Genomic DNA, 25,880 nt, shown 5'->3' with positions numbered 1-25,880 from the left:
CCATGAACCCACTTGTTGATTCACCCCTTGCCGGTTTGGTGAATGGGCATCCTCCCGCGGATGAACCGGCTGTCTCCACCAGCCTGCAACCGCAGTTTCCCGGTTTATCCCTGGCCCTGCAGGCTCCGTCCGTCATTGGTGTTTTGGGGCTGGGGTATGTCGGCCTGCCGCTGGCGGTTGAATTTGCCAAACAGTACCAGGTGGTTGGATTCGACATCAATTCAAAGCGGATTGATGAACTGACCCGCGGAACCGACTCGACCGGCGAAACGGATCTGAACGATCTCCAGGCCGCCGAAGGGCTTCTGCTAACCGATGAACTGGGGGCGCTGCAGGATTGTAACGTCTACATCGTGACGGTTCCGACGCCCGTCGATCGCTACAAACGCCCGAACCTGACGCCTTTGCTCAAAGCCAGTGAAACCGTAGGGCGCGTGTTGAAGCGGGGCGATGTTGTGGTCTATGAATCAACGGTTTATCCCGGCTGTACGGAAGAAGAATGCGTACCGGTTCTGGAAGCCATCAGCGGACTGGTCTACAATATCGATTTCTTTTGCGGTTATTCGCCGGAGCGCATCAATCCGGGCGATAAAGTCAATACGCTGACCCGCATTAAAAAAGTGGTGAGCGGAAGTACCCCGGAAATCGGGCGACTGCTGCAAAAACTCTACGGCAGCATCGTAACGGCCGGTATTCACCTGGCACCCACCATCAAAGTGGCCGAAGCCTGCAAAGCCATCGAAAATGCCCAGCGCGACGTCAATATTTCGTTTGTCAACGAGCTGGCCATCATGTTCGACCGGATGGGCATCGACACCACAGACGTGCTCGAAGCGGCCGCTACCAAATGGAACTTCCTGAATTTCAAGCCCGGTTTGGTCGGCGGACACTGCATCGGCGTGGATCCGTATTACCTGATGTATAAATCGGAGAGCCTGGGCTATTATCCACAGGTGATCCTGTCGGGCCGGCGCATCAACGAAGACATGGGCATGTTTATCGCCAACAAAGTGGTGAAACTGATGCTGGAGAAAGACCTGCGCGTCAAAAATGCGCGGGCGCTGGTGCTGGGCATCACGTTCAAGGAAAACTGTCCGGATATTCGCAATTCCCGGGTGGTCGATATCTACCACGAACTAAAGCAGTTTGGGATCCGGGCGGAGGTTTACGATCCCTGGGCGGATCGGCAGGCGGTTTCGGAGGAATACGGAATCGAGTTGATTGACCAACCGCAGGGCCCTTACGAAGTCATCATTCTGGCCGTGTCGCACCAGGAGTTTCTGCACCTGGATTTTAGCAGTCTGAAACGGGAAACGGCGGTTATTTTTGATAGTAAAGCATTTTTGGACCGTAACCTGGTAGACGCCCGTCTGTAATTCTGGCATCCATGACAGCTGTAGAACGTATCCAGATGGTGGATCTGAAAGGTCAGTATCTGCGTCTGAAAACCGAAATCGATGCTGCTATTCAGCAGTGCCTGGACCACACCGATTTTATCAACGGCGGTGCCGTTCGGGAGTTTCAGCGGGATCTGGAAGCCTTTCTGTGGGCGAATCGGGTGGTGCCCTGCGCCAACGGAACCGATGCCTTGCAGATTGCGATGATGGGTCTGGGACTAAAACCGGGTGATGAAGTGGTGGTGCCCGCCTTTACGTATGTCGCCACGGCGGAGGTCATTGCGCTGCTCGGACTGACGCCGGTTTGGGCTGATGTCGACCCGCTGACGTTTACACTGACGGCTGAAAACGTGGAGAAGGTGCTGACGCCCCGCACCAAAGCCATTGTCCCGGTTCATCTCTTTGGGCAGTGCGCCGAAATGGAACCCCTGCTGAACCTGGCTTCGGCCCATAACCTGTTCGTAATCGAAGATGTGGCGCAGGCCCTGGGCAGCGAATACGAGTTTGCCGATGGCTCGGTTGAATTTGCGGGTACGCTGGGGCATGTGGGATGCACCTCCTTTTTCCCGTCGAAAAACCTCGGTTGCTACGGCGACGGCGGAGCCATGATTACCAATGATACCGAATTGGGTGAGCGGTTACGCATGATTGCCAATCACGGCCAGCGGAAGAAATACATCCACGAAATCGTCGGCGTAAACTCGCGGCTCGACACGTTGCAGGCCGCCGTTCTAAAGGTGAAACTCCAGCACCTCAACGAATTCAACCGCCAGCGCCAGATTGCCGCAGCCCGTTACGACTATTTGCTGAGGGATGTGCCGGGCATTCAGACGCCGGTTGCGGCCGCTTCCTCGTCGCATGTTTATCACCAGTATACCCTGACGGTTCAGCCGGGAATGCGGGATGCGCTCCGGGCGCATCTGCACCTGCACGGTATTCCGTCGATGGTCTACTACCCGGTGCCGATGCACCTCCAGCCCGCTTACTACAACGACCGGTTTCCGGCCGGCAGTTTTCCGGTTGCCGAGCGGCTGAGCCAGCAGGTACTTTCCTTACCGATTCACACCGAAATGGATTCGCAGCAGCAGGAAACCATTGTTTCGGCGATTGCCGAGTTCATGACGGCCCAAAAAATAACTGTAAACGGATGACGACAATCGAAACTATTACGGTTCATCCAACGGCCGTGATCGACGACAATTGCACCATCGGTCACGGAACGAAAGTCTGGCATTTTTCGCACATCATGCCGGATTGCATCATCGGGGAAGGGTGTTCCATCGGACAGAACGTGGTTGTGTCGCCCGGCGTGGTGCTGGGGCGCAATGTCAAGGTGCAAAACAACGTCTCGATCTATACGGGTGTCATCTGCGAAGACGATGTTTTTCTGGGGCCTTCGATGGTGTTTACCAACGTCATCAACCCGCGCAGTGCCATTGTCCGTCGCGATCAGTTCCAGCCGACCCACGTCGGGCAGGGGGCTTCCATTGGGGCCAACGCCACCATCGTTTGCGGAAACGCAATCGGGGCCTACGCCCTGATCGGGGCCGGGGCGGTGGTGACCCGTCCCGTTCCGGCCTATGCCCTGGTGATGGGCAATCCGGCCCGGTTTTCCGGCTGGGTGAGTGAATACGGACACCGGCTGCACTTCGATGCGGAGAATCGCGCCCGGTGTCCGGAAAGTGGACAGGAATACCGTCTAAAGGATCATGAAGTAAGCCGAGTTCATTAGTGCCATTTACCCCTACCCCTAGAAATAGTTTAGAAGATGAACCAGTCAGAAAAACCAATTCGGTTTGCAGTTGTGGGCTGTGGCCACATTGGCAAGCGCCACGCCGAAATGATTAACAATCACCCGGAGGCTGAACTGGCCGCCCTGGTGGATGTCAGACACCACCGAGATCTGAAGTTAGAGGGCTATAATGTGCCTTTTTTCCGGTCGCTGGATGATATGCTGCATGCGGACCCGGCGGTTGATGTCGTAACCATCGCCACCCCCAACGGCCTGCACGCGGCCCAGGCCCAGCAGTGTCTGGAAGCCAATAAACACGTCGTGATCGAAAAACCGGTGGCCCTGCGCCGGCAGGATGCCGAGATGGTGCTGCACAAGGCGCTGTCCCGCCGGCGGGATGTGTTTGCGGTCATGCAAAACCGGTATTCGCCCCCCTCCGCCTGGCTCAAAGAAATTGTGGAATCCGGCGTTTTGGGGAACATTTACCTGGTTCAGATGAACTGCTACTGGAACCGCGACGAACGTTACTACACGACTGGCAGCTGGCACGGTCACCGCGAACTGGACGGCGGCACGCTCTACACCCAGTTTTCGCATTTCATCGATATCATGTACTGGCTGTTCGGCGATGTAACGCAGATTGAAGCCCGGCTGATGGATTTCAACCACCAGCACCTGACCGATTTTGAAGACAGCGGTTTTGTTTCGTTTAAATTTCTGAACGGTGGCATGGGCTGTCTGAACTTCTCCACTTCGGTCTGGGGCAGCAACCTCGAAAGCAGCATTACGGTGATTGCCGAAAATGGCAGCGTGAAAGTCGGCGGGCAATACATGGACAAGGTGGAGTACTGCCACATCCGGAACTATACCATGCCCGAACTGGCACCGACCAACCCCGGCAACGACTACGGCGCGTATAAAGGATCGGCTCAGAACCACAACTACGTGGTCGATAACGTGGTCAATGTACTGCGCGGCCGGGCCACCATCACCACCAACGCCATGGAGGGCCTGAAAGTGGTCGATATTATTGAACGGATTTACAAAGCGGCCAACCTGGAACAGGTCGAACCGCCGGTACAACGGATGCTCGATTCTTCGCCGGTGCAGCCCATGCGGGTGCACAAAGAAATGGATTCGTTCCTGTCGGTGCCGATGAACGGAGTCCGCCGGGTGTATCCCTAACCGCTGTCCTAGTCCAAAATTTTATACTCCCGAGGTATGTTAGCGAAGCTGCAGGCTTATTACCGGAGCGGTGATGCCCTGACCCTGACGGTCCGGAAGAACGTCCTGTATGCGCTCCTGATAAAAGCCGCCAGTATTGCGCTCAACCTGGCGTTGGTTCCGCTTACGTTAAGCATGCTGACCAAGGAATTGTACGGGGTCTGGCTGACCCTGAGTTCCATCGTAACGTGGTTTACCTTCATCGATTTCGGGTTGGGCAACGGGTTGCGGAACAAACTGACGGAACTGCTCGCGCGGGGCGAAAAGGAAGAGGCCCGCCGGAGTGTGGGGTCGCTCTACACCGCCACCATTCTGATCAGCCTGTCGTTTGGCATTTTGTACAGCTGCGTGCATCCGTTCATTGACTGGGGCGCGCTGCTGAAAGTGCCCGAACCAAACAAAGCCGAGATCAGCCTGCTGGCCTACGTCCTGTTCGCCACCTTCGGCCTGCAACTGGTGCTGCGGAACATCACGTTTATCCTGCTGGCGGTTCATAAATCGGCCCTGCAATCGCTGTTTCCGACCCTGTCCGGTCTGATTACCTTTCTGCTGCTGGTTGCTTTCCGGCCGTATGTAACCGGCTCGATTCTTCAGGTCGGTCTATTGCTGCTCCTGCCGCAACTCCTGGTTTTAGCGGGGTTTCACGTTTATTTCTTCGGGGGCGAACTGCGTTTTCTGCGGCCCCGCTGGCAGGCCAATGCCTGGGCCAGCCTGCGGTCGTTTGGCGGACTGGGTCTTTCGTTTTTCATTGTTCAGTTGGCGTACGTGGCGGTTTATACCTCGGCCAACCTGATGATTACCCGGCTGCTGGGACCAGCTTACGTGACGGAGTACGACATTGCCTTCCGGTATTTTGGCCTGTTGCCGATGGTGTTCAGCATCATTCAGGTGCCGTTGTGGTCGGCGTTCGGACAGGCCTACCACACCAACGATGCCGTATGGATTCGGAAAACCCTGGCCCGGACCAAGCAATTCTGGCTGCTCATTACGGTGGGGCAGCTAGGGCTGGTTCTCGTGGCCGACTGGCTGATTCCACTCTGGGTGGGCCGTTCGTTTGTCCTGCCCAGCCCGCTGATGGGTGGAATGGTGCTTTATTACGGCATCTACACCTTCGGTAGCATCCACGTCAATTTGCTCAATGGGGTCGGGCAGGTGCGGTTGCAGGTCATTGCCGCCAGTGCCAGCGCGCTCCTGATCGTGCCGATGACGTACGTGATGGTCGAGTGGTTGCAGCTCGGTTTGCCGGGCGTGCTGATCGCCATCATGATTTGTTCGTTCTACAGCGTGCTGATTGCACCCTTTGAAGCCCGGGCACTGCTGAACCGGATGAGCAGGAACGCACCGGCAAAACCGTCGTTCGAACTGGTAGAAAATCAAGTGTAATAGTGATTAAATGATGGTGAAATGAGACCCGATTTTTTGCTTTATAAAGTTATTCACGGTGTTTACCGGCACGTCCGCGCCCTTTTTGATCCGGCTTTTACCCGCTGGCTTTTCTCGTACCACGGCGTTGCGTTTGGAGCCGGTTTGCACAGCAAAGGCATCCCGGATGTGTACATCGCCAAAGGCGGAAAAATGAACGTGGGGGAGCGGTTTTACATGAACAACGGGCGCTACCACAACATGGCCGGTCGGGAGCAGGATTGCCTCTTTTCGGTGGAAGCCGGGGGTGTTCTGACGATTGGCAACAACGTGGCCGTCAGTTCGTTCGCGGTGATTTGTACCAACCGGATTACCATCGGCAACGACGTCCGGATTGGCGGCAACACCTGCATCTGCGACAGTGATTTTCATTCGCTGATACATACCGAACGGGCGGCCATTCCGGAGATCGTCGTGAACGTCGGTACCAAACCCACGGTTCTGGAAGACGGCTGTTTTATCGGGAGCCACTGCACCGTCGTAAAAGGCGTCCGGATCGGAGCCCGCTCGGTGGTGGGCTCGGGCTCGGTCGTCACCAAATCCATTCCGCCCGACGAGATCTGGGGCGGCAACCCGGCGCGGTTTATCAAGAAAATTGACGAAGAATTTCTCCGGACGTATACCGGTGAAAACCGGGCACTGACGGCGGTTAATTGAAGACTTCCCCCCGAACCAAAGCCGACCGACCCGGCCTGCGCGGCCCGGCTTTGGTTCGGGGAGACGAAAACAGCGATCGAATGGAGCAACAAAAAACAACCTGGCCTGAATACGCCCTCGTTTACGGGTTGATCGGTATTTCGGGAATGGAGTTTTTCTACCGCAGCCAGGAGTACGTCATCCTGTTGTTTCTGGGGGCCTGTGCGGTTGCGCTGACCCGGAAAACCGTGTTGACCGTCCGGCCGCTGGTTATCGTGCTGGTGGTTTTTATCCTGGAACAGCTTCATGCGGTTCAGTTCAGCAACTTCGTGCCGGTTTCGCTGCTGTCGATGCTCATCCGGTTGTTGGTGGTTTATCTGGTGATTCACATCTGTGGCCTGAAAACCATCAAAATGTACGTCGATATCCTCTACGTCTCGGCCCTGATCAGTCTGCCCGTTTATGCCCTATCGTTTATTCCCTCGATCGAACAATTCATGATTCAGGGCATCGCGAAGGTGTTTTTCAACCCGATTTTTCACATTGAGGAAGGAATGTATACGACCGGGCCAACCATTCTGATCTATAACTTCAACCCCTGGGCGTTTGAAATTATTGGTTCCTACCTCGTCAAACGCAATTCCGGGCCGTTCTGGGAGCCGGGCGCGTTCGGCGTGATGCTGAATCTGGCCATCGTGCTGAACATCATCCGGCAGAAAAGCCTGGTCAACCGGCAGAATATCTGGTTCGTCATTGCCCTGGCTACCACGCTTTCAACCGCCGGTTTTGTCACCTTGTTCGTGATTGCCATCGGCTATCTGCTCACCAGCCCGGTCATCAGCGATAAAGTTAAGCTGGCCTATCTGCTGCTGCTGATTCCGGCTGCGGGCCTGTTCTACAGCAAGGCGGTTTTTATGGAAGACAAAATCCAGCAGAACATCAGCCTGACGCAGGAAGACAACACGTCGCGGTTCGGAAGCGCCTACCTGGATCTGATCGATCTGGCCAAAAGTCCGCTCATCGGGTTTGGCCGGCTGGCCGAAAACCGCTTCGGGCAGGCCGCCGTCAGCCAGGATCTGTCCATCCACCGCAACAACGGCGTCACCTCATTGCTCATTACTTACGGCATTCCGGCCGCGCTGCTGTATTTTACCCTGCTGTATCTGTTTTTCTGGCGCTACTGCAAACTAACCGGCTATCCGACGCTGTTTGCGGTTTTTGCGTTTCTGTCGGTGCTGTCATCCGGTTTTTCGCAGGTGATTTTCGACCGGGCCATTCTGCTGGCGTTTCTGTTTCTGGCCGAGCGATTGCGCCAGATGGGCGTTCAGGAATTGTCCCTTCCGCGGCAACGCGTTCCCGTAACCAACAGCCGCGCATGATCACTGTCCTCACCGTCATTCCGACGTTCAACCGCAAAACCTACCTGCAAAAAATGCTGGATCAGCTGCTAAATCAGCAATTGACCGGGATTTCGCAGCAGATCGTCATCGTGGTCGATGGCTCCAGCGATGGTACGCTGGAAATGCTGCAAACGGAGTACGCGCAGGTTCACGTTGTTCGCGGAACCGGCGATTGGTGGTATACCAAAAGCATGAATGCCGGTTTTGAAAAAGCCCTGCAATTCCAGCCCGATTACATTCTCTGCCTGAACGACGACGTGGAGATTACGCCGGACTACCTGGCTACGCTGGTGGGGCAGGCCGAAACCCTGCAAAGCCCGGCCATCGTCGGTTCCGTCACGGCGTCCGTCCGGCCCCCGCACCCGGTTTTGTTTTCCGGCGTCCGCGACATCAACTGGCTGACCTACAGCTTCACGCTGTATCAAAAACCGGGTCGGCCCTACGATGCGAAGGATCAGCAACCGCTGTCGCCCACCTGGGTGCTGCCGGGCCGGGGCATGCTCATCAGCCGCCAGGTCATGAACCGCATCGGCCTGTTCGACGAGAAACTGGTGCAGTACTCATCCGACGATGAATACTGCCTGCGGGCCATCAAGTGCGGTTTTCAGGTCCGGGTTTGCTGGCTGGCGGTGGTGTTCAGCAACGAGCAACTGACCGGCACCGGGAGCGTCTATAAACTGCCGCCTTTCCGGACGTACGTCAGCATGATGTTCAACCGGTATTCACCGGCGTACCTGAAAAACGGCTTGTATGTCGTCACCAAATACGGCAAAAAATGGGCCTTGCCCATCACTTATACCTCGCTGGTAGCGGGTTCGTTTTACACTTATTTCAAATACCGACTGAAACGGCATGTGTAAAATCATCTACTACCACGGACTTTACAGCAGCTTTCCGGAACTCTCGTTTTCGGACCCGGCTTTCACGCGGCAGGACTTTGCCCGCCAGATCGACCTGCTGAGCCGTCGGTACGAACTGATTACACTCAATGAAGCCCTGGACCGGTCGACGGAGAAGAACGGCCTGAAACAAACACTCTGCGTCACCACGGACGACGGGCTGGTCGACAACCAGATTTTCGCGGAAATCCTGAACCGGAACAAAGCCCGGTTTACCTTATTCCTGAACAACAATTTCATTGGCAATCAGGACATGATGTGGCGCAACAAAATCCGGTATGTCGAAACCCAAACCGATCGCCACCGGCAAAACCGGCTGATCGATCAACTGGCCGGCAGCCACGGGTTGCGGGTGCCGACGGTGCCCATGACGCTGCTGGACTGGTCGCGGAGCTGGCCGATGGCGCTGAAGGATCACCTGGCCGATCAGCTCTGGGCCCTGGCCGGACTGGGGACGGTTTCGGAGTTTCTGGACCGCCGAAAGCCGTATCTGAGCTGGACGCAGATCGGCGAAATGACCCGGCAGGGCCACGCCATCGGCGGCCACACGCGCAGCCACCCGGACTGCTCGCTGCTGTCCTGGGACGAGTTGCAGGCCGAAACCGTGGGGGCGATGGACGACCTGCGGCAGCGGGCAAACGCCCCCGTTCATTTTCTGTCTTACCCGTTCGGCCGCCGGATTCGGTCGGACTGGGACCAGCGGCTCAAGGCCGAAAATCCGGATTTGAAACGCACGCTGGGCATTGCGCCCCGCTGGCAGTCGCCGGACCTGGAAGAACGGGAGGATATGGAAAAAGGCTTCTGGAAATCAATGGTTTATTTTTATTTAATGCCTGTAAAACGCGCTTTTTTCTGACGATGGATTACGTCATTATTACACCGGCCAAAAATGAAGGAGAGCGGATTGAAACCACGCTCCGGTCGGTTGTTGCGCAAACGGTTCAGCCGCGCGAATGGCTGATTATCGATGACCGCTCGACCGACGAAACGGCGGAGGTAGTGCGCCGGTATTTGTCCGAACATTCGGGCATCCGGCTGGTGACTGCCCCGGAAATTCTGCAGGGCGATTACAGCTCGCGGGTGGTGCAACTGGTCAATTACGGCCTGAATCTGTTGTCGGCCAAGGCCGAAATCATCGTGAAGCTCGACGCCGACGTGCAATTCAAGCCGGACTTTTTCGCCCACATTCTGGCGGAGTTTGAACAGAATCCCCGCTTGGGCATTGCCTCCGGTTTTCTGACCATCGACGGCGTGCGGGAGAAACTTGACATCAGTTCGGGCAACACCCGGGGCGCTACCAAATGCTACCGGAAAGTTTGCCTGGACGACATTGGCGGATTGTATCCGTACACCAGCTGGGATACCATCGACAACGCAGCCGCCCGCGCCCGAGGCTGGCAAACCCGGATTCTGCCGTACGAATTTGAGCACCTGAAACCGGAAGGCTCCAAAGCGGGCTCGAAGGTCTACAACCACTACCGGACGGGGCTGGCCAACGGCCGGATTCCGTACGTGAGCTGGTATTTTATGATCAAAGCATTTTCGAAACTGTTTGAATTTCCGCTGTTTATCGCGCCGTTCATTCAATCGTGGGGCTATTTCCAGGCGCGGTTCATTCGGCGGGAGCGACCCTTTCCGCCTTTTATCACGATGCAGATTCGAAAAGAACAGAAAATGTACCTGCGCCGTCGGTTGACGGGACGGCGGGAACCCTAAGAAACGGATTTCGGGCAGCATCGGCAATCGATAAAACCGTCATCCATAAACCGTAAATGTACGATGTGTGGCATTGCAGGTATTGTAAACTTCTCGGGCGAACCCGTTGACTCGTCGGCCATTGGCGCGATGCTGAAACGGCAGCACCACCGCGGCCCCGACGACCAGGGCCGGTTTCTGGAACACCACGTCGGGCTGGGGTTTGTCCGGCTGAGTATTCTGGATCTGTCGCCCGCCGGTCATCAGCCGATGGTGTCCGACGACGAACGCTATGTCTTGATTTTCAACGGCGAAATTTATAATTACCTGGAACTGAAGGAGCAGCTAAAATCGCATTTTTTGTTCCGGTCGCAGTCCGATACCGAAGTGTTGCTGAATGCGTACCGGCATTGGGGCGCCGACTGCCTGCACCGGTTCAACGGGATGTTTGCCTTTGCCATCTACGACCGGCACGAGCGCACGCTGTTTGCTGCCCGCGACCGGTTCGGGGTCAAGCCGTTTTATTATTACCAGTCGGGCGAATGTTTTGTGTTTGCCAGCGAAATACCGCCGGTTTTTGAGTACGTGCGTTCGCGGAACCAGGCGCTGGCCCCCGACGATACCAGTCTGTACAACTACCTGATGTATGGCCGGACCGATCTCAACGGGGATACGTTCGTCAAGCAGATTAAAAAACTGGAACACGGGCATCATTTGCAGGTGCGCGACGGGCAGGTTCGGATACGCCGCTGGTACCGGCTGGAGGAACAACTGAAAACCGGCTGGGAAAGTCCGGAGGAATATTACAGCGTTTTCGAGTCGTCGGTGAAATTGCGGCTGCGGAGCGATGTGCCGGTGGGCATCTGCCTGAGCGGGGGACTGGATTCGTCGTCGGTGGCGTCAACGCTCATCAAAGGGCTGCATAAATCGGATTTTTACGCCTTTTCGGCGGTGTACGGCGACGGTTTGCAGGGCGACGAAAGCCGGTTTATCAACGAATACAAAAATCAACTGGAGAATCTGGTGTACGTGCGGCCCACCGAAACCACCCTGCTGGCGGATTTCGATGAGCTGATGCGGTGCCATTTCGAACCGTTTGGCGGTCTGAGCATTTACTCGCAGTTCAAGGTGATGAAAGATGCGTCGCGCTACCTGAAAGTGCTGATGGACGGGCAGGGCGCGGACGAACAGCTGGCCGGCTACGTGTATTTCTTCGGCAGTTTTTTTCGGGAATTGCTCGCCACGGGCCAATACCGGCGGCTGGCGCAGGAGTGGAGGGCTTATTACCAGAACCACCGTTCGCTGAGCGCACTTTCGTACCTAGCGTTTTACATGGCCCCAAACCGCCTGAAAGCAGCCGCGACGTACTGGAAAACCCAGTTTATCGACGGTGATTTTTACCGGGAACAGGCGCGGCAATCGACCATCAACGCCGATTTGTTCAGTCCGAAAACGCTGCGGCAATCGCTCCTGCAGCATTTTGAAAGCAAGCTGGAGCACAACCTGAAGTGGAACGACCTGAACAGCATGTATTTTTCGATTGAGCTGCGCGAACCGTTTCTGGACTACCGGCTGGTTGAAAAAACGCTGGCGTCGTCGACCGATCTGCTGATGAACAAGGGAACCACCAAGTGGATTCTGCGCGAAGCAATGCGGAACCGCCTGCCCGAGCGCATCCGGACCCGGCAGGACAAAGTCGGTTTTGAAAACCCCGCCGATGCCTGGATGCGCAGCACCCTGTTTCAGCGCAAAGCCGAAGAAGCGCTGGCCGATCCGGCGTTCATCCACTCGGGGTATTTTGACGTCAAAGAATGCCGGTCGCGGCTGAAACTGCACAAAGAAGGCCGGATCAACATTGCCCGCGACATCTGGCAATGGATCGAAACCGCCCATTTTCTGGGTAAGTTTTCGGTAAAAACACAGGAATCAATTGTAGTAGAACGACTATGAAAACCGATCAGATCTGTCAGGAAGGAATATGGGATAACTCGGTGCCGGGGATTCTGTTCGACGAGCGGGGCGTATCGAATTACGCCACCATTCAGAAGAAACTATCGGCGGCTTTTCCGCAGGGCGAGAAAGGCTACGACGACTGGATCACCATGGTGGCCCGCATCAAAACAAGTGGTCCCCGCAACTCAAAATACGACTGCATCATTGGCGTCAGCGGAGGAACTGACAGTTCGTACCTGTTGCACATCGCCAAAGAATACGGTCTGAACCCGCTGGCGGTCAACCTCGACAACGGCTGGAACTCCGACATTTCCGTCAAGAACATCAAAAAGATGGTGCAGGCGCTGGAAATCGATCTGGAGACGTATGTGATTGATTACGAAGAGATCAAAGATATTTTGCGGTCGTATCTGCTGGCCGGTCTGCCCTGGGCCGACGGCCCGACGGATCTGGCGATTCAGTCGGTTCTGTACCAGATTGCGGCCAAGGAAAACATCAAATACGTGCTGATCGGCAGCGATTTTCGCTCGGAAGGAAAGCAGCCCACCGAGTGGACTTACACCGATCTGCGGCAGTTGAAACACGTCCACGGTTTGTACGGTCGGACCAAACTGAAGACCTATCCCCGGCTGCCCCTCTGGAAAATCATTTATTACGGCTACCTGAAAGGCATCAAACTGGTTTCGCCCTTCAATTATCTGCCGTACCAGAAAAAACAGGCGCAGCACCTGCTGAAGGAAGTTTACGGCTGGGAATATTACGGCGGGCATCACCACGAAAACCTGTTCACCAAATTTACGGTGGCCTACTGGTTGCCCCGCAAATTCAACATCGACAAACGGCGGATTACGCTGTCGGCCCAGGCGCTGAGCGGGGAGATCACCCGTGATCAGGCGCTGGAGCAGATCAGCCAGCCGCCCTACGCGCCGGAGCAGATGGAAGCCGACCGGGCGTATGTCATCAAGAAACTGGACATTACGCCCGAACAGTTTGAAAGCGTCTGGAAAGCGCCGAATAAGTCCTTCATGGATTACCCCTCGTATTACCCGATGATAAAGCGGATGCTGCACCTGGTGGTGCCGGTGTTGAAACGGGTGCTGCCGACGAAACCAAAGATTTTTTACGAAATGGAAGAACGGGCCGCCTGAAAACCGGGTGGTCGCTCAAATCAGTATACACGTTCTGTTCTTATGGAAACGACAACCAAAGCACTCACACTTACGCCCCTAACCGATTACCGCCGGTGCAACCGCTGCGTGCTCGATACGACCGTGGCCGACATCTGGTTCGATGAAGCCGGGATTTGCAAATACTGCCACATCCACGACGAAATGGACCGGCTGCATCCGGTCGAAACCATGCAGCAGGATCTGGAGCGAATTGTCGAGAAAATCAAACGCGACGGCCGCGACAAACCCTACGACTGCATTGTGGGCGTTAGCGGGGGCCGCGACAGCACCTACACGCTTTACATGGCGCGCAAGCTGGGCCTGCGCCCGCTGGCGGTGCATTTCGACAACGGCTGGAACTCCGACATTGCGGTGTCGAACATCCGGAAAGCCACCGATCTGCTGCGGGTTGATCTGCACACGGTGGTGGCCGACTGGGAAGAATTCAAGGGCCTGCAACGGGCGTTTCTGAAGGCTTCGGTGCCCGATGCCGACATTCCGACCGACTACGCCATTTATTCGGTGCTGTACGAAACGGCGGCCAAAGAAGGCGTTGGCTACATCCTGAACGGCCACTCGTTCCGGACCGAAGGAACTTCGCCGATTAGCTGGACCTACATGGACGGGCGGTATTTTAAGGACGTTCACAAGAAATTCGGAACCGGCGTGGTGCGGAGTTTTAAGGTGATGATGTTACCGTATTTGCTCTATTGCAGCTTTGTGAAGCGCATCCGGGAAGTTCGCTTGCTTGAGTACGTCGATTACAACAAGAAAAAAGTGGATGATGTCCTGGCGCGCGATCTGGGCTGGGTTTATTACGGCGGCCACCACCACGAAAACCTGTACACCAAATTCTTCCAGTCGTTTCTGCTGCCGAACAAATTCAACATCGACAAACGCAAAACCGAGTTGTCGGCCCTGATTCGTTCCGGGCAGGTGGCGCGGGAAGAAGCCATCGCCGAACTGGAAGGTAGTTCCTACGAATACGACCGCTCGGTGGTGACCTACGCGATTTCAAAGCTGGGCTGGTCGCTGGAAGAATGGGAGTCGGTTTACCACCGCGCCCCGCAGTCGCACCAGGATTTTAAAACGTATCTGCCGCTGATCAAACTGCTGCGGCTGCCCATTTGGGTGGCCTGCAAGCTGCGGATTTTGCCGCACATTTTATACCTGAAATACGCCAGTTAGTTTTAGGGTATACGGTTTTCGGTATACGGTTTTGGGTTTACGGTGGCTGGCGCAGTACGAATGAACAATTCATAATGAACGAGGATGCCATCGCCACCGTATACTGAAAACCGTATACCGAAAACCGCCAAACTGTATACCGCAAAACCGTATACTTCTATGAAAATTGTCATTGTCGATTACGGAATGGGGAATCTGCGTTCCGTTCTGAATAAGTTTCGGAAACTGGGCGTCGAATGCACCATCAGTGCCGACCCGCACGCGATCGAAGAAGCCACCGCCCTGATTTTGCCCGGTGTAGGCCATTACGGCCGGGCGATGGACAAGCTCCGCCAGATGAGCCTGCTGGACGTGCTGCATCAGCGAGTGCAGGACGAAAAGGTGCCGGTAATGGGCATTTGCCTCGGGATGCAGCTCATGATGGACCACAGCGAAGAAGGCGACGCCGAAGGACTGGGCTGGATCAAAGGCGACACCATCCGGTTTCGGCTCGACGACCGCCCGGCGCTGAAAATACCGCACATTGGCTGGAACAGCATCGACCCGGTGCGGCATCACCCCATTTCGGAAGGCCTGAACCAGGACGAGCTATTTTACTTCGTGCATTCGTTCCACGTCAGCCTGACCGATCCGTCGGACGCCCTTCACCGGACCCACTACGGCTACGATTTCGTGTCGGCGGTGCAGCGCGACCATATTTTTGGATTTCAGTACCATCCCGAAAAAAGCCAGGACGCGGGCGTTCAGGTGTTCCGGAATTTTATCAAACTGGCAAACGAAACCACCCATGTACCGACCGCGAGTAATTCCCTGCCTTCTGTTGCAGAATAAGGGCTTAGTGAAAAGCGTGCAGTTTCGCAACCACCGGTATCTTGGCGATCCGATCAATGCCGTCAAGCTGTTCAACGACCTGCGCGCCGACGAACTGATTTTTCTGGACATCCGGGCGACGGCCGAAAACCGCACCATCGACCCGGAACTGGTGCGTCAGATCGGCGACGAAACCAACATGCCGTTCACCGTTGGTGGCGGCATTCGCTCGCTGAAGTCGATTGAAGCCCTCATCAAAGCCGGGGCCGAGCGGGTTTGCCTGAATTCCTACGCGCTCGAAAACCCGGCTTTTGTGCGGGAAGCCGCCGAGGAGTTTGGCGCATCGACCATCGTGGTGTGCCTGGATGTGAAGAAAAATCTGTTTCGCAAAGAACTGGTTTACAGTCACGCGGGCAGCAAGTCCACCAGCCGGTCACCGCTGGAATGGGCGAAACAGATGGCCGACCTCGGCGTGGGCGAACTCGTCATTCAATCCATCGAACACGACGGCATGATGGGCGGCTACCACCAGGAGCTGGTCCGGAAAATTGCCGATGCGGTGCCGGTTCCGGTGGTGGCGCTGGGCGGTTGCGGCACGTTCGACGATGTGCAGAAAGTGGTTACCGAAGGACGGGCTTCGGCGGCTTCGGCGGGCAGTATGTTCGTGTTTCACGGCCCGCGTCGGGCGGTTTTGATCAACTTTCCCGCCCAAACCGAATTGCGTAAACTTTACCTGACGAACTGAACCCCACCATGAAAATTCTGATCGACATCGGTCACCCGGCCCACGTTCATTACTTCCGGAACGCCATCCGGCGGCTGGAACAGAAAGGCCACCAGATTGTCATTGCCGCCCGCGATAAGGAAGTGACTTTCAGCCTGTTGAATGCCTACGGCTTGCCGTATGTGTCGCGCGGAGCGGGGGGCAAAGGGCTGCTGGGCAAACTGCTTTACCTGCTCAGGGGCAATGCCGCGCTGGCCCGGGTGGCCCGCAAGTTTCGCCCCGATCTGTTTCTGAGTTTCGGGTCGCCCTACGCGGCTCAGGTTTCCAAATTGTTTGGAAAACCGCATATCGCGTTCGACGATACCGAACACGCCAAACTCGAACACCTGATGTATCTGCCGTTTACCGACACGGTGGTGACGCCCGGCTCTTTTCGGAAAGAACTGGGCGCGAAACAGATTCGCTACCAAGGCTACATCGAGCTGTGCCACCTGGCGCCTACGCAGTTCCGGCCCGACGAGCGGGTGCTGGCCGAACTGGGACTGACGCGCCAGGACCGGTTTGTGATCCTGCGGTTTATTTCGTGGGGAGCCAGCCACGACGTGGGGCAGCAGGGCATGAGCCGGAACCAGAAAATTGATCTCGTGCAGCAACTGAGCCAGCACGCCAAAGTCTTTATTTCGTCGGAAGGCGCCTTGCCGCCCGAACTGGAATCGCACCGGTTTCGGCTGGCCCCCGAAAAACTCCACGACCTGCTGGCGTTCGCCAGTCTGTACATCGGCGAAGGCAGCACCACCGCCAGCGAATGCGCCCTGCTGGGCGTGCCCAACATTCTGATCAACAGCCTGCTGGCTCCGGATACCTGCCCGGGTGTTCACATCGAATTGCAGCAGTACGGTTTGCAGGAATTGTTTGTCACGTTTGAGGGGGTCCTGGAAAAAGCCATGAGTTTGCTCACCAGTCCGTCGCGGGAACTTTGGCAGGAACGCCGGCAGGCCCTGCTGGCGGAGAAAATCGACGTGACGGCTTTCATGGTCTGGCTGGTCGAAAATTATCCAAAGAGTGCCGCCGACCTGCGGGCCAATCCGGCGGTGCAGGACACGTTTCGGTTGACCCTCAATCCGGCTTCGATTTAAATGGGAACTTCGATGGAAGCGATCCAGACCCGGCACAACCCATCCAGTGACCAGCCAGCGGCAGCGGGTTTGTTCAGCGAAGACGATATTCTGAACATCCAGACTGCGACGGGCGGTGCGGTAGACCGGGCGGTTTTACAAGGCTTTTCTGCGCCCAACCGCCCGACCACCGAGCCCGGCCGGGCGGCCATTATTCCGGACCTGCTGCGGATGCCTGCGGATCTGAATGCGGTTTTTCGGTTGATGTTCAGCCAACTCCGAACCGGCGGTTTTCTGATTTGCCGGCTGGAAACCTCCCAGCAACGGAAACAGCGTCTGATTCAGCACCTGCCGGCGGGTTTTCGGCAGGTCTATTACCTGGCGGATTATGCCCTGCACCGGGTGGCGCCCCGCATTTTTCCGACCCGAAAGCTGTACCGAAAGCTGTTTGTTTCACTCCGCGCCGTGTCGAAAGCCGAGGTGATTGGCCGCTTGTATTACGCCGGTTTTTCGGTCAATGCGGTTTTTGAATCCACCGGCACGATGCTGATCGTTGCCCACAAATCGGCGGAGCCCTACGTCGAGCGCCGGCCGTCGTCGGAGGGCGTTTTGCTGCGGTTGTGGCGGATTGGGCGGGCGGGCAAGGCGTTCTGCGTCTATAAATTCCGGACCATGCACCCGTATTCGGAACACCTGCAGGAATACCTGATTCAGACGAACGGCCTGGAAACCGGCGGAAAATTTAAAGACGATTTCCGGATCACGACGCCGGGCAAATGGATGCGGAAATACTGGATCGATGAAATCCCGATGATTCTTAACCTGCTGAAGGGCGACATGAAGATCGTGGGGGTGCGGCCGCTCAGTCCGCATTACCTGAGTTTGTATCCGAAGGAAGTGCAACTGGCGCGGTTTCAATTTAAACCGGGGCTGTTGCCGCCTTATTACGCCGACATGCCCCGGAATTTTGCCGAAATCGTTGAGTCGGAACGGCGCTACCTGGAAGCGTACGCGAAAGCGCCCTGGCAAACCGACCTCCGGTATTTGGGCAAAATTGCGTACAACATTCTTTGGAAGCGGGCCCGGAGTAAATAATGGAAACGGCAAACGCAGCGGGCCAGAGGGGAGGCCGGTTTGCTTGGCGATTAATAGATTTAACCAATGGCATGGAGTAGCGTAAAACGGAATGTGGTAATCGGCTGTTGTTTGCTGCTGACGGTTGTCGGGCGGGCCCAGCCGACGTTGCGCCTGAACGAAGACCGGACCGAGCAGAGCGACACATCCGCCAACTTGTACATGGACGTGGCCGGTTGGATGGATTTTGCCTGGTTCCAGCCCGCCGGTGACGGCGCCACGGACGATTCGCCGAAACTGCAACAGGCGCTGACGCTCTGCCGGGCGCGCAACCTGGGCCTGCTGGTCGACCCGGCTAAATCGTATTTTCTCCAGTCGCCGGTCAATTTCGCGTTTACCGGCACCGTTGCCATCAAATCCAAACGACCGGGAAAACCGGCTATTTTTTACCTGACCGATGCGCAGCGATCGCCGTTTCGAATGGCCGCAACCGCCGGAGCCCTCCGCACCACGCTGGCCGTCAACGTGTTTGCGGGCGACAAAACGATGGTGCTGGCCAGTACGACCGGCCTGAGTGTGGGCGACCTGCTGGTGATTCAGTCCACTACGGACTGGCCGATTGAAACCGGCACTAAAAAAGGGGAGTACAATGTCGTTGAAGGCATTTCGGGCCAGACCGTGACGCTGCGGCAACCGTGTCAGGACAGTTACACCATCTCCGAAATCCGGTCCGTTACGAACTTCCTGCCCGCCCGGTTTTTTTTGCAGGATATTGAAATCAACGTCCGGAAAACGGCAAACCGCTCCGTCATCGGCCTGGGCCTGAACAACCTGCAATTCAGTATCATCAACCGGGTCATCGTCCGAAACGCCCAGTATTCGGCCACGGAGTTCGACGGCTGCTACAACACGGAGATTGCGCACTGCATTTTTGAAAAAGCCAACGAAGAGGGGCAGGGCTACGGCATTGCCACGGTGGGTGGACTGTTGTACAATGTGCACGACAACCAGTCCATCGGCTGCCGGAAACTCTGCGATTTTTCGAGCGGGGCCATCGGCGGGCCCACGCGACTCAGCCAGGCCACCGGCAACGTCGCCATCGGCGAAGGAACCACCAACACCGGCAAAGACCTGTTCAGCACGGATTCGCAGTGCATTGCCACCCACGGCGGGGCCGAAGGGATTCTGATTCAGGGCAATACGGCCAGCAACTGCCGGACCGGTTTTCAGCTCCGGGGTAAGGACATCACGCTGAACGGCAACCGGATTCTGGGGCGGAGCTTACTGCCCATCTCGTTGACGGGCGGGCAAAACCACGTCGTTACGAACAACACCTACCAGTGTCTGCTGAAGCTGGACGGTTCTTCCGGCGAAGCGCCCGGCTACGCCAACTATCCCTCGGCGGTGATTGGGCTTTCCGGCACGCTCCTGCCCGAAGGCTATCTGACGATCAAAAACAATTCGTTCGATTTCGTGCGGGAATACGGCGTGTACATCGACGGGGTTCGGCAGCGGGCCTTGATTCAGAACAACCATTTTGAGTTTAACGCCCTGGGCGGGGCCACCACCAACCCGGTTTTGGTCTATGTCGATCAGGTCAGCGCGCCCATTGCCGGACTGCGGGTTCGGGAAAACACGTTCAGCCAGCCGTCGGCGGATTCTACGCAGGTGACCAACCTGATGATGCTGGCCCGGAGCGCGGCCTATCCGACCGGCCCGCTCCTCGACTGGCCGACCTGTGAGGTGCAGGGCCTGCGGGCCGATGCCGTCCTGCGGCTGACCACCGAAACCGGCGATACGCCCGCGCAGCATTCGTTGCAGGGCTTGTACATCGACAAAAAAGACAACGCGGTCAGCCTGTCCGGCGGTTTTAATTTCCGCTACCGAACCACCGCGCAGCCGCTGCTGGAAGGGCTGCCCGCGACGAATTCGCCCATCAATTTCGGTTTTGGCGTCCAGAACGACAATAATCTGTACGTTGGCAAAGTCCTGGCCGGAACGGGGCAGATCATCTTCGGGGCCCAAACCGGGACCTTCGGGGCATCGTTCAACCCAACGACCCGCTACACGGTTGGCATCGATATCCGGTATCGGACCCCGGCCCCTTGACACCCGAAAAGAACGTCATTTTGGGGAAGAGAAACCGCTCTTTGATTGGCTCAGTCTTTGCTGTTAACGTCCTGTTACCGGACAATTGTTGTTACTAGGATGAAAGAACTCGGGTTTCTCTGCCTCTTCATAGGCATAGCGCTGACCACACGGGCGCAAACACCGGAAAATCAACCGGAAAACGGCAGCGGCATTGCGACCGCCGACCAGCGACGGTATCGCCTGAACGCCAATAGCTGGGTCGATTTCGCCCAGTTTAAACCGGCGGGTAATGGCACTTCGGACGACACGCCAAAACTGTTGCAGGCTTTTGAGCATTGCCGGAAAAATAACGTCGGCTTACTGGTCGATCCGGCCAGAACGTATTTGCTGAAAACGCCCATCGATTACGCCTTTGCCGGAACCATCGCCGTCAAATCCAAAACCATCGGAAAACCGGCGGTTTTTCTCCTGCCGGATTCGGATCTGTTTCCGGTTTTGCTATCGGCCCGGGGGGGCGATTTGACGACGAAACTGGCGAAAAATGCCAAGGCGGGCGACAAAACCATCACCCTGGCATCGACCAGCGGCCTGAAAGCCGGTGACCTGATCGTGATTCAGTCAACCAAAGACTGGCCCATTGAATCGGACACGAAAAAAGCCGAATGCAACGTCGTCGAGTCCGTTTCGGGGAAGCTCATCAAGTTAAAGCACCCCTGTCAGGATGACTATACGACCTCCGAGGTCAAGTCGGTGCTGAGCTTTCAGTCCGCGACCCTGCGTTTGCAGGACATCGAGTTTCAGGTTCGCAAAACCGGTAATAATTCGGTGGTAGGATTGGGGGTCATGAACATGCAGAACTGCGTGATCAACGGCGTGATGATCCGAAATGCACAGTATGCCGCCAGTCAGTTCTACGGCTGTTACAATACCGAAGTTGCCAACTGTGTTTTTGAAAAAGCCAACGAAGAAGGACAGGGCTACGGCATTGCCACGGTGGGCGGACTCCTGTACAACATCCACGATAACCGCTCGTACGGTTGCCGCAAACTCTGCGATTTTTCGGGCGATAGCCGGTTTGGAGCAACCCGACTCAGCAAGGCGACCGGCAATGTGGCGGTGGGCGACGGCACCACCAACCGGGGGAACGACCTGTTCAGTACGCAGTCGTTTTGTGTGGCTACCCACGGCGGGGCCGACGGCATTCTGATTCAGGGCAACACGGCCATCAACTGCCGCTCCGGTTTTCAGCTTCGGGGCCGGAACATCGTTCTGAACGACAACCGGATTCTGGGCCTGAGCGACGTGCCGATTTCGCTTTCGGGCGGGCAAAACCATACCGTGACCGGCAACACTTATGCTGCGCAGATTGGCGACAAAAAGAACCCGGATTATAGCCGGTATCCGCGGGCGGTAATCGGGCTGGCCAGTGCGTTGCTGCCCGACGGCCAGATTACGATCAAAAACAACTCGTTCGATTTTGTGCGGAATTACGGGATTTACATCGATGGCATCCGGCAAAAGCTGGTGATTCAGGGCAATCATTTTGTGTTTAATTCGCTGGGTGGAATGGACACCAACCCCGTTCTGGTGTATGCCGAAGAAATCAAAAAACAGCTTTCCAACCTGCAGGTTCGGGAGAACACATTCGGCAGCGCATCGTCGGTCAAACTGAAAAACCTGATGATTCTGGTTCGTCATTCGTCGTATTCGGGCGGGAGCCTCGTCGACTGGGCGAGCTGTGAAGTGCAGGGATTGCGGGCCAGCGACATTGTAACGCTAAAATCCGAAGCGGGTGAGAATCCCGTTCAGAAGTCGATCGAAAACCTCAAAATCGATAAGAAGGACAACGTGATCAGCCTGTCGGGCGAATTCGGGTTCAAGTTTAACAAGGAAGCCCGCCCGGTTTTCAGCGGAATGCCGGCCACGAAGAAACCGATGAGTCAGTCGTTTAATTTTAAAGTACTGACCGACAACAGCTCGCGCGTTGGAAAAGTAGCGGGTGAAAAAGGGCAGGTCTTGTTTGGCGCGCAGGCCACTACCTACGGCGCGAACTATCAGGCCAAGAAAGATTTTGCGATTGGCGTCGACCTGCGCTACGCCACGCAATAGACCCCGAAAACCGCCTGATGGGGCTAATTGATCATCTTGATCGTCCGGAACACTTCGGCGATGCGTCGGCGGGCCACCTGCAACACCGTCCCGTTGGTCAGGGTAATTTCGACCTGATACGTCGAAACCCGGTGCAGCCTTAAAATATGGTAGGGATTGACGAGCGCGCTTCGGCTGATGCGGATAAAACCGGGCAGCTGCTTTTGCCACCGGACCAGCGTTCGGGCCGTCATCAATTTGGGCGCATTATTTCGGTGCAGGAGGCTGTAATTGCTATTTCCCTCCAGCCAGATGAGATCGGAGAGGGGTAGCGGAAGTTTGTAGCCTCGCAATTGGAGAAAACCCGCTTGTTGCTGCATCAGGAAAAGGCGGGCAATTGCCGGGCGACGTTCCGTAGAAACGAGCGAACATGCCCCGCTTCGGTGGTTAATTCACATCGTTCGGCCTGTAAATAATCATCCAGGGTGGTTTTGTCGGTTGCAGTGGCTATCGGCTGAATCCGACCGCTCTGACGAGCCCATAAACTGTAGCCGTAGATCGCATTGGCAGACTCCTCCAGAACCGCAAACCCGTAGGGCGTCGCTTCGTTGGACGGATGGTGCCAGAGCACAAACCAGCGGGCCTGCGCCAGAATCTGTGGTAGAGGAAGCCGATGCTGCTTCCAGGTTTGCAGGTGATCGAAAATTTCGTTGACCGGAATGTCGACCGCTGCCGGATTGGTGGCGGGTGTAGTCCGGTGGAAGAATTCTTCAATTTCAGGTTGTGTACCGTAGCGTTGAGTAAACCAGAATGACATTGTTCAGAAAGAGGAAGACCCAGGTGCAAAGACACCAAATCTGATCAGAAGTAATCAATTTGGCTGGGGAACACCCGAGAAGATTAGTTCATTGACTTTCGACCAATTACAATGCCATTTTATGCAGGTACTAGTGCTATTCGTCAATTTTTAATAAAAAAGTAAATTATCCTTCCACCACCTGTCGAATCAGTTACCAAAAAATCACTTCATGAATTTAAGGTTGGTTTACGGCCATTTGGCATAGTAATTGTCTGTCAGCCGCTTTCCATTTAAGCCCGCATACTGGTTTCCCCTCGTAAGCGGTTTTCTCCTGACCAGAACGACCTTCTCCCCGCCCTGGCAGCCGGATTAGTAAAAACCGGCGTCCCGATCCTTTCAGCTAAAAAAGGTACCAAATGCCGGTCTGATCGCCTGGGCGCAGCTTCCCCAAGGGCTGGGCGACGCGCAGACTGGTTTCCTGACCCTAAACTCCTGCGGCATGAAAACAGTGTTACGATGGCTTTTGATCCTGCCGGTTTGTTTCCCGTCCCTCGCGCAATCACCGAATCTGCTGAGTGGGAAATACACCGGTGACGCCTTGCAAAAGGTTTTGATTCCGCAGGCGAAATGGACGCCTTTTCCGAAACGCGACGACCGCGCGGGCTGGGCCAAAGCGGACCAGGACATGATGAAGGCGTATCTGAAGAAAGCCGAAACTTATCTGACGTACCAATGGCCGACGGTCCCCGCCACCAAATCGCTGCTGATCGAGCGCACGGGCGACCGCAACGAATACCAGGCCATCAGTTTCCAGAAGCGCGATGTGCTCGGAACGCTGCTGCTGGCCGAGATTTACGAAAACAAAGGGCGGTTTATTGATCCCATCATCGACGGCGTCTGGTCCATTTGCGAGGAGTCGTTCTGGGGCGCGTCGGCCCACCTGCCCAAATCGAAGGAGTATGCCGGGCTGATGGATGTTTCGCGGCCATTTGTCGATCTGTTCGCGGCCGAAACCGCCACCTACCTGGCCTGGGTTGATTATTACCTGGGCGATAAACTCGATGCGGTTTCGCCCCAGCTCCGGAAACGGATTTACCACGAAACCAACTGCCGCATCTTTGAGCCGCTCATGACGCAGCACCACGGCTGGATGGGCAAAAATGCCAACGGACGACCACCCAACAACTGGAATCCCTGGATTTGTTCGAACTGGCTGAATGCGGTTTTGCTGCTCGAAAAAGACGAGGAGAAGCGGACGGCTTCGGTGCAGAAACTGCTGAAGGTGCTGGATGAATTTCTGAATCCGTACCCCAACGACGGGGGCTGCGACGAAGGACCGAGCTACTGGGGGGCCGCGGCTGCCTCTTTATACGACAACATTTCGATGCTCAATCTGGCGAGTAACAACGCGTTTCAGTACGTCTACGCCGATGAAAAATTCCGGAATATGGGCAAATTCATCTACCGCGCCCAGATCAGCGAAAACTACTTCCTGAATTTTGCGGATGCCGACCCGCAGCCCGTCATGGCCGCCAGCATGATTTATCGGTACGGTGTTGACATTAACGACCCGGAGATGGTGAAATTCGGCGCTTTCTACCGAAAACCGGCCGACGGCAGCCTGGGGCGGTTTCATTATTTCCGGAATTTCTACGCCCTGTTTATTCAGGATGCCTACCAGAAAGCCCCCCAGGGATTGCCGCTGCCCCAGAACGTCTGGCTGCCTGATCTTCAAGTGTTTGCCGCCCGCGACCTGCCCGGCACCACCAACGGGTTTTACGTAGCCGCCAAAGGGGGGCACAACGAGGAAAGCCATAACCACAACGACGTTGGAAATTACGTGGTTTACTACGACGGCCAGCCGCTATTGATTGATGTCGGACGGGGCACGTATACGGCCAAAACCTTCAGTCCGAAACGGTACGAAATCTGGTACAACTGCTCGGATTACCACAACCTGCCAGCGATTAACGGCCAGACGCAACCGCCGGGGATGAACTTTAAAGCCACGAACGTTTCGTACAAACCGGACGGTTTAACCACCCAGTTTTCCGTCGATATGACGAAGGCGTATCCGGCCGGCGCGGGGGTAAATAACTGGCAGCGAACCGTTCAGTTAAACCGGGGGAAAAATGTGCAGATCGAAGATGCGTTCAGCCTGAAAAAAGCGGATGCGCTGACCCAGTATTTGATGACCTGCTACCCCGCCGAAGTGGGTAAAAACGGCGAACTGCTCATTCATTACAAACCGGAAAAGGGCGAAGCGAAAGATTTTATCGTGAATTACGACGCGAAAAAGATGCGCCCTTCGGTTGAAAAAATAAAACTGGAATCGGCCGAAGATCAGGGTATTATTACCAAGTGGGGCGACTCCATTTACCGGATTTCATTTAAAGTTTTAAAGCCCAAAACCACGGATAAGCACACGTTCAGAATCGCACGGAAATAAAGCGTCGGTATACGG

Annotated in this window: 22 protein-coding genes; 20 read left to right on the top strand and 2 right to left on the bottom strand. The window is 55.9% G+C overall.

The window, feature by feature from the left end; translation table 11 throughout:
* Window positions 1-2: 2 nt before the first annotated feature.
* The 19 genes from ACYVHX_RS04355 (at window position 3) to ACYVHX_RS04265 (ending at window position 22,638) form a co-directional block, all read left to right on the top strand.
* Window positions 3-1,376, top strand: a complete 1,374-nt coding sequence (locus ACYVHX_RS04355; RefSeq protein WP_460670374.1) for a nucleotide sugar dehydrogenase — start codon at window positions 3-5, stop codon at window positions 1,374-1,376.
* 11 nt (window positions 1,377-1,387) lie between these two features.
* On the top strand, window positions 1,388-2,548 hold the full coding sequence (locus ACYVHX_RS04350) for a DegT/DnrJ/EryC1/StrS family aminotransferase (protein ID WP_460670373.1): 1,161 nt from the start codon (window positions 1,388-1,390) through the stop codon (window positions 2,546-2,548).
* A complete protein-coding gene (locus ACYVHX_RS04345) occupies window positions 2,545-3,129 on the top strand; it encodes an acyltransferase (protein ID WP_460670372.1) in 585 nt (194 codons plus the stop codon). The genes ACYVHX_RS04350 and ACYVHX_RS04345 overlap by 4 nt, the downstream gene beginning before the upstream one ends.
* A gap of 36 nt (window positions 3,130-3,165) precedes the next feature.
* Window positions 3,166-4,314 carry a Gfo/Idh/MocA family protein gene (locus ACYVHX_RS04340; protein WP_460670371.1) on the top strand — a complete coding sequence of 383 codons (1,149 nt, stop codon included), beginning with the start codon at window positions 3,166-3,168 and terminating at the stop codon, window positions 4,312-4,314.
* 36 nt (window positions 4,315-4,350) lie between these two features.
* On the top strand, window positions 4,351-5,736 hold the full coding sequence (locus ACYVHX_RS04335) for a lipopolysaccharide biosynthesis protein (RefSeq protein WP_460670370.1): 1,386 nt from the start codon (window positions 4,351-4,353) through the stop codon (window positions 5,734-5,736).
* A gap of 21 nt (window positions 5,737-5,757) precedes the next feature.
* Window positions 5,758-6,432, top strand: a complete 675-nt coding sequence (locus tag ACYVHX_RS04330) for an acyltransferase (RefSeq protein WP_460670369.1) — start codon at window positions 5,758-5,760, stop codon at window positions 6,430-6,432.
* Between the two features lie 80 nt (window positions 6,433-6,512).
* Entirely contained in the window at window positions 6,513-7,790 is a 1,278-nt protein-coding gene (locus ACYVHX_RS04325; protein ID WP_460670368.1) for a hypothetical protein, read from the top strand.
* Window positions 7,787-8,671: a glycosyltransferase family 2 protein gene (locus ACYVHX_RS04320; RefSeq protein WP_460670367.1), complete on the top strand. Its 885-nt coding sequence runs from the start codon at window positions 7,787-7,789 to the stop codon at window positions 8,669-8,671. The genes ACYVHX_RS04325 and ACYVHX_RS04320 overlap by 4 nt, the downstream gene beginning before the upstream one ends.
* Window positions 8,664-9,566, top strand: a complete 903-nt coding sequence (locus tag ACYVHX_RS04315) for a polysaccharide deacetylase family protein (protein ID WP_460670366.1) — start codon at window positions 8,664-8,666, stop codon at window positions 9,564-9,566. The genes ACYVHX_RS04320 and ACYVHX_RS04315 overlap by 8 nt, the downstream gene beginning before the upstream one ends.
* Window positions 9,567-9,568: 2 nt before the next feature.
* Complete coding sequence (locus ACYVHX_RS04310; RefSeq protein ID WP_460670365.1) at window positions 9,569-10,426, top strand: glycosyltransferase family 2 protein; 858 nt, start codon at window positions 9,569-9,571, stop codon at window positions 10,424-10,426.
* A gap of 63 nt (window positions 10,427-10,489) precedes the next feature.
* Entirely contained in the window at window positions 10,490-12,355 is a 1,866-nt protein-coding gene (asnB, locus tag ACYVHX_RS04305; RefSeq protein ID WP_460670364.1) for an asparagine synthase (glutamine-hydrolyzing), read from the top strand.
* Window positions 12,352-13,506 carry an N-acetyl sugar amidotransferase gene (locus ACYVHX_RS04300; RefSeq protein ID WP_460670363.1) on the top strand — a complete coding sequence of 385 codons (1,155 nt, stop codon included), beginning with the start codon at window positions 12,352-12,354 and terminating at the stop codon, window positions 13,504-13,506. Before asnB ends, ACYVHX_RS04300 begins: the two co-directional genes overlap by 4 nt.
* 42 nt (window positions 13,507-13,548) lie before the next feature.
* Window positions 13,549-14,715, top strand: a complete 1,167-nt coding sequence (locus ACYVHX_RS04295) for an N-acetyl sugar amidotransferase (protein ID WP_460670362.1) — start codon at window positions 13,549-13,551, stop codon at window positions 14,713-14,715.
* A gap of 159 nt (window positions 14,716-14,874) precedes the next feature.
* Window positions 14,875-15,546 carry an imidazole glycerol phosphate synthase subunit HisH gene (gene hisH, locus ACYVHX_RS04290; protein ID WP_460670361.1) on the top strand — a complete coding sequence of 224 codons (672 nt, stop codon included), beginning with the start codon at window positions 14,875-14,877 and terminating at the stop codon, window positions 15,544-15,546.
* Window positions 15,503-16,270 carry an AglZ/HisF2 family acetamidino modification protein gene (locus tag ACYVHX_RS04285; RefSeq protein ID WP_460670360.1) on the top strand — a complete coding sequence of 256 codons (768 nt, stop codon included), beginning with the start codon at window positions 15,503-15,505 and terminating at the stop codon, window positions 16,268-16,270. Before hisH ends, ACYVHX_RS04285 begins: the two co-directional genes overlap by 44 nt.
* An 8-nt stretch (window positions 16,271-16,278) precedes the next feature.
* Entirely contained in the window at window positions 16,279-17,385 is a 1,107-nt protein-coding gene (locus tag ACYVHX_RS04280) for a DUF354 domain-containing protein (protein ID WP_460670359.1), read from the top strand.
* Window positions 17,386-18,459 (top strand): sugar transferase, encoded by a 1,074-nt coding sequence (locus tag ACYVHX_RS04275; RefSeq protein ID WP_460670358.1) that lies wholly within the window; start codon window positions 17,386-17,388, stop codon window positions 18,457-18,459.
* A 66-nt stretch (window positions 18,460-18,525) separates the two neighbouring features.
* Window positions 18,526-20,547 carry a right-handed parallel beta-helix repeat-containing protein gene (locus tag ACYVHX_RS04270; RefSeq protein ID WP_460670357.1) on the top strand — a complete coding sequence of 674 codons (2,022 nt, stop codon included), beginning with the start codon at window positions 18,526-18,528 and terminating at the stop codon, window positions 20,545-20,547.
* 99 nt (window positions 20,548-20,646) lie between these two features.
* A complete protein-coding gene (locus ACYVHX_RS04265; protein WP_460670356.1) occupies window positions 20,647-22,638 on the top strand; it encodes a right-handed parallel beta-helix repeat-containing protein in 1,992 nt (663 codons plus the stop codon).
* 23 nt (window positions 22,639-22,661) lie between these two features.
* Here the strand turns inward: ACYVHX_RS04265 and ACYVHX_RS04260 are convergent, their stop codons facing one another.
* On the bottom strand, window positions 22,662-22,997 hold the full coding sequence (locus tag ACYVHX_RS04260; protein ID WP_460670355.1) for a LytTR family DNA-binding domain-containing protein: 336 nt from the start codon (window positions 22,995-22,997) through the stop codon (window positions 22,662-22,664).
* Complete coding sequence (locus ACYVHX_RS04255; RefSeq protein WP_460670354.1) at window positions 22,997-23,434, bottom strand: hypothetical protein; 438 nt, start codon at window positions 23,432-23,434, stop codon at window positions 22,997-22,999. Before ACYVHX_RS04255 ends, ACYVHX_RS04260 begins: the two co-directional genes overlap by 1 nt.
* 481 nt (window positions 23,435-23,915) lie before the next feature.
* Here ACYVHX_RS04255 and ACYVHX_RS04250 point away from each other — a divergent pair, with 481 nt between their 5' ends.
* Window positions 23,916-25,865, top strand: a complete 1,950-nt coding sequence (locus ACYVHX_RS04250; protein ID WP_460670353.1) for a heparinase II/III domain-containing protein — start codon at window positions 23,916-23,918, stop codon at window positions 25,863-25,865.
* Window positions 25,866-25,880 lie beyond the last annotated feature (15 nt).

Source organism: Larkinella ripae (assembly GCF_054780775.1).
Note: the sequence above shows the minus strand (reverse complement) of the source record. Positions and strands in the feature narration are given on the sequence as shown.

Coding starts and splice junctions, on each gene's coding strand:
- ACYVHX_RS04270 (WP_460670357.1), top strand. CDS start 18,526: ATGGCATGGAGTAGCGTAAAACGGAATGTGGTAATCGGCTGTTGTTTG.
- ACYVHX_RS04250 (WP_460670353.1), top strand. CDS start 23,916: ATGAAAACAGTGTTACGATGGCTTTTGATCCTGCCGGTTTGTTTCCCG.
- ACYVHX_RS04295 (WP_460670362.1), top strand. CDS start 13,549: ATGGAAACGACAACCAAAGCACTCACACTTACGCCCCTAACCGATTAC.
- ACYVHX_RS04260 (WP_460670355.1), bottom strand. CDS start 22,997: ATGCAGCAACAAGCGGGTTTTCTCCAATTGCGAGGCTACAAACTTCCG.
- ACYVHX_RS04280 (WP_460670359.1), top strand. CDS start 16,279: ATGAAAATTCTGATCGACATCGGTCACCCGGCCCACGTTCATTACTTC.
- ACYVHX_RS04275 (WP_460670358.1), top strand. CDS start 17,386: ATGGGAACTTCGATGGAAGCGATCCAGACCCGGCACAACCCATCCAGT.
- ACYVHX_RS04340 (WP_460670371.1), top strand. CDS start 3,166: ATGAACCAGTCAGAAAAACCAATTCGGTTTGCAGTTGTGGGCTGTGGC.
- ACYVHX_RS04255 (WP_460670354.1), bottom strand. CDS start 23,434: ATGTCATTCTGGTTTACTCAACGCTACGGTACACAACCTGAAATTGAA.
- ACYVHX_RS04345 (WP_460670372.1), top strand. CDS start 2,545: ATGACGACAATCGAAACTATTACGGTTCATCCAACGGCCGTGATCGAC.
- ACYVHX_RS04335 (WP_460670370.1), top strand. CDS start 4,351: ATGTTAGCGAAGCTGCAGGCTTATTACCGGAGCGGTGATGCCCTGACC.
- ACYVHX_RS04285 (WP_460670360.1), top strand. CDS start 15,503: ATGTACCGACCGCGAGTAATTCCCTGCCTTCTGTTGCAGAATAAGGGC.
- ACYVHX_RS04355 (WP_460670374.1), top strand. CDS start 3: ATGAACCCACTTGTTGATTCACCCCTTGCCGGTTTGGTGAATGGGCAT.
- ACYVHX_RS04310 (WP_460670365.1), top strand. CDS start 9,569: ATGGATTACGTCATTATTACACCGGCCAAAAATGAAGGAGAGCGGATT.
- ACYVHX_RS04350 (WP_460670373.1), top strand. CDS start 1,388: ATGACAGCTGTAGAACGTATCCAGATGGTGGATCTGAAAGGTCAGTAT.
- ACYVHX_RS04330 (WP_460670369.1), top strand. CDS start 5,758: ATGAGACCCGATTTTTTGCTTTATAAAGTTATTCACGGTGTTTACCGG.
- ACYVHX_RS04315 (WP_460670366.1), top strand. CDS start 8,664: ATGTGTAAAATCATCTACTACCACGGACTTTACAGCAGCTTTCCGGAA.
- ACYVHX_RS04300 (WP_460670363.1), top strand. CDS start 12,352: ATGAAAACCGATCAGATCTGTCAGGAAGGAATATGGGATAACTCGGTG.
- ACYVHX_RS04265 (WP_460670356.1), top strand. CDS start 20,647: ATGAAAGAACTCGGGTTTCTCTGCCTCTTCATAGGCATAGCGCTGACC.
- ACYVHX_RS04325 (WP_460670368.1), top strand. CDS start 6,513: ATGGAGCAACAAAAAACAACCTGGCCTGAATACGCCCTCGTTTACGGG.
- ACYVHX_RS04320 (WP_460670367.1), top strand. CDS start 7,787: ATGATCACTGTCCTCACCGTCATTCCGACGTTCAACCGCAAAACCTAC.
- hisH (WP_460670361.1), top strand. CDS start 14,875: ATGAAAATTGTCATTGTCGATTACGGAATGGGGAATCTGCGTTCCGTT.
- asnB (WP_460670364.1), top strand. CDS start 10,490: ATGTGTGGCATTGCAGGTATTGTAAACTTCTCGGGCGAACCCGTTGAC.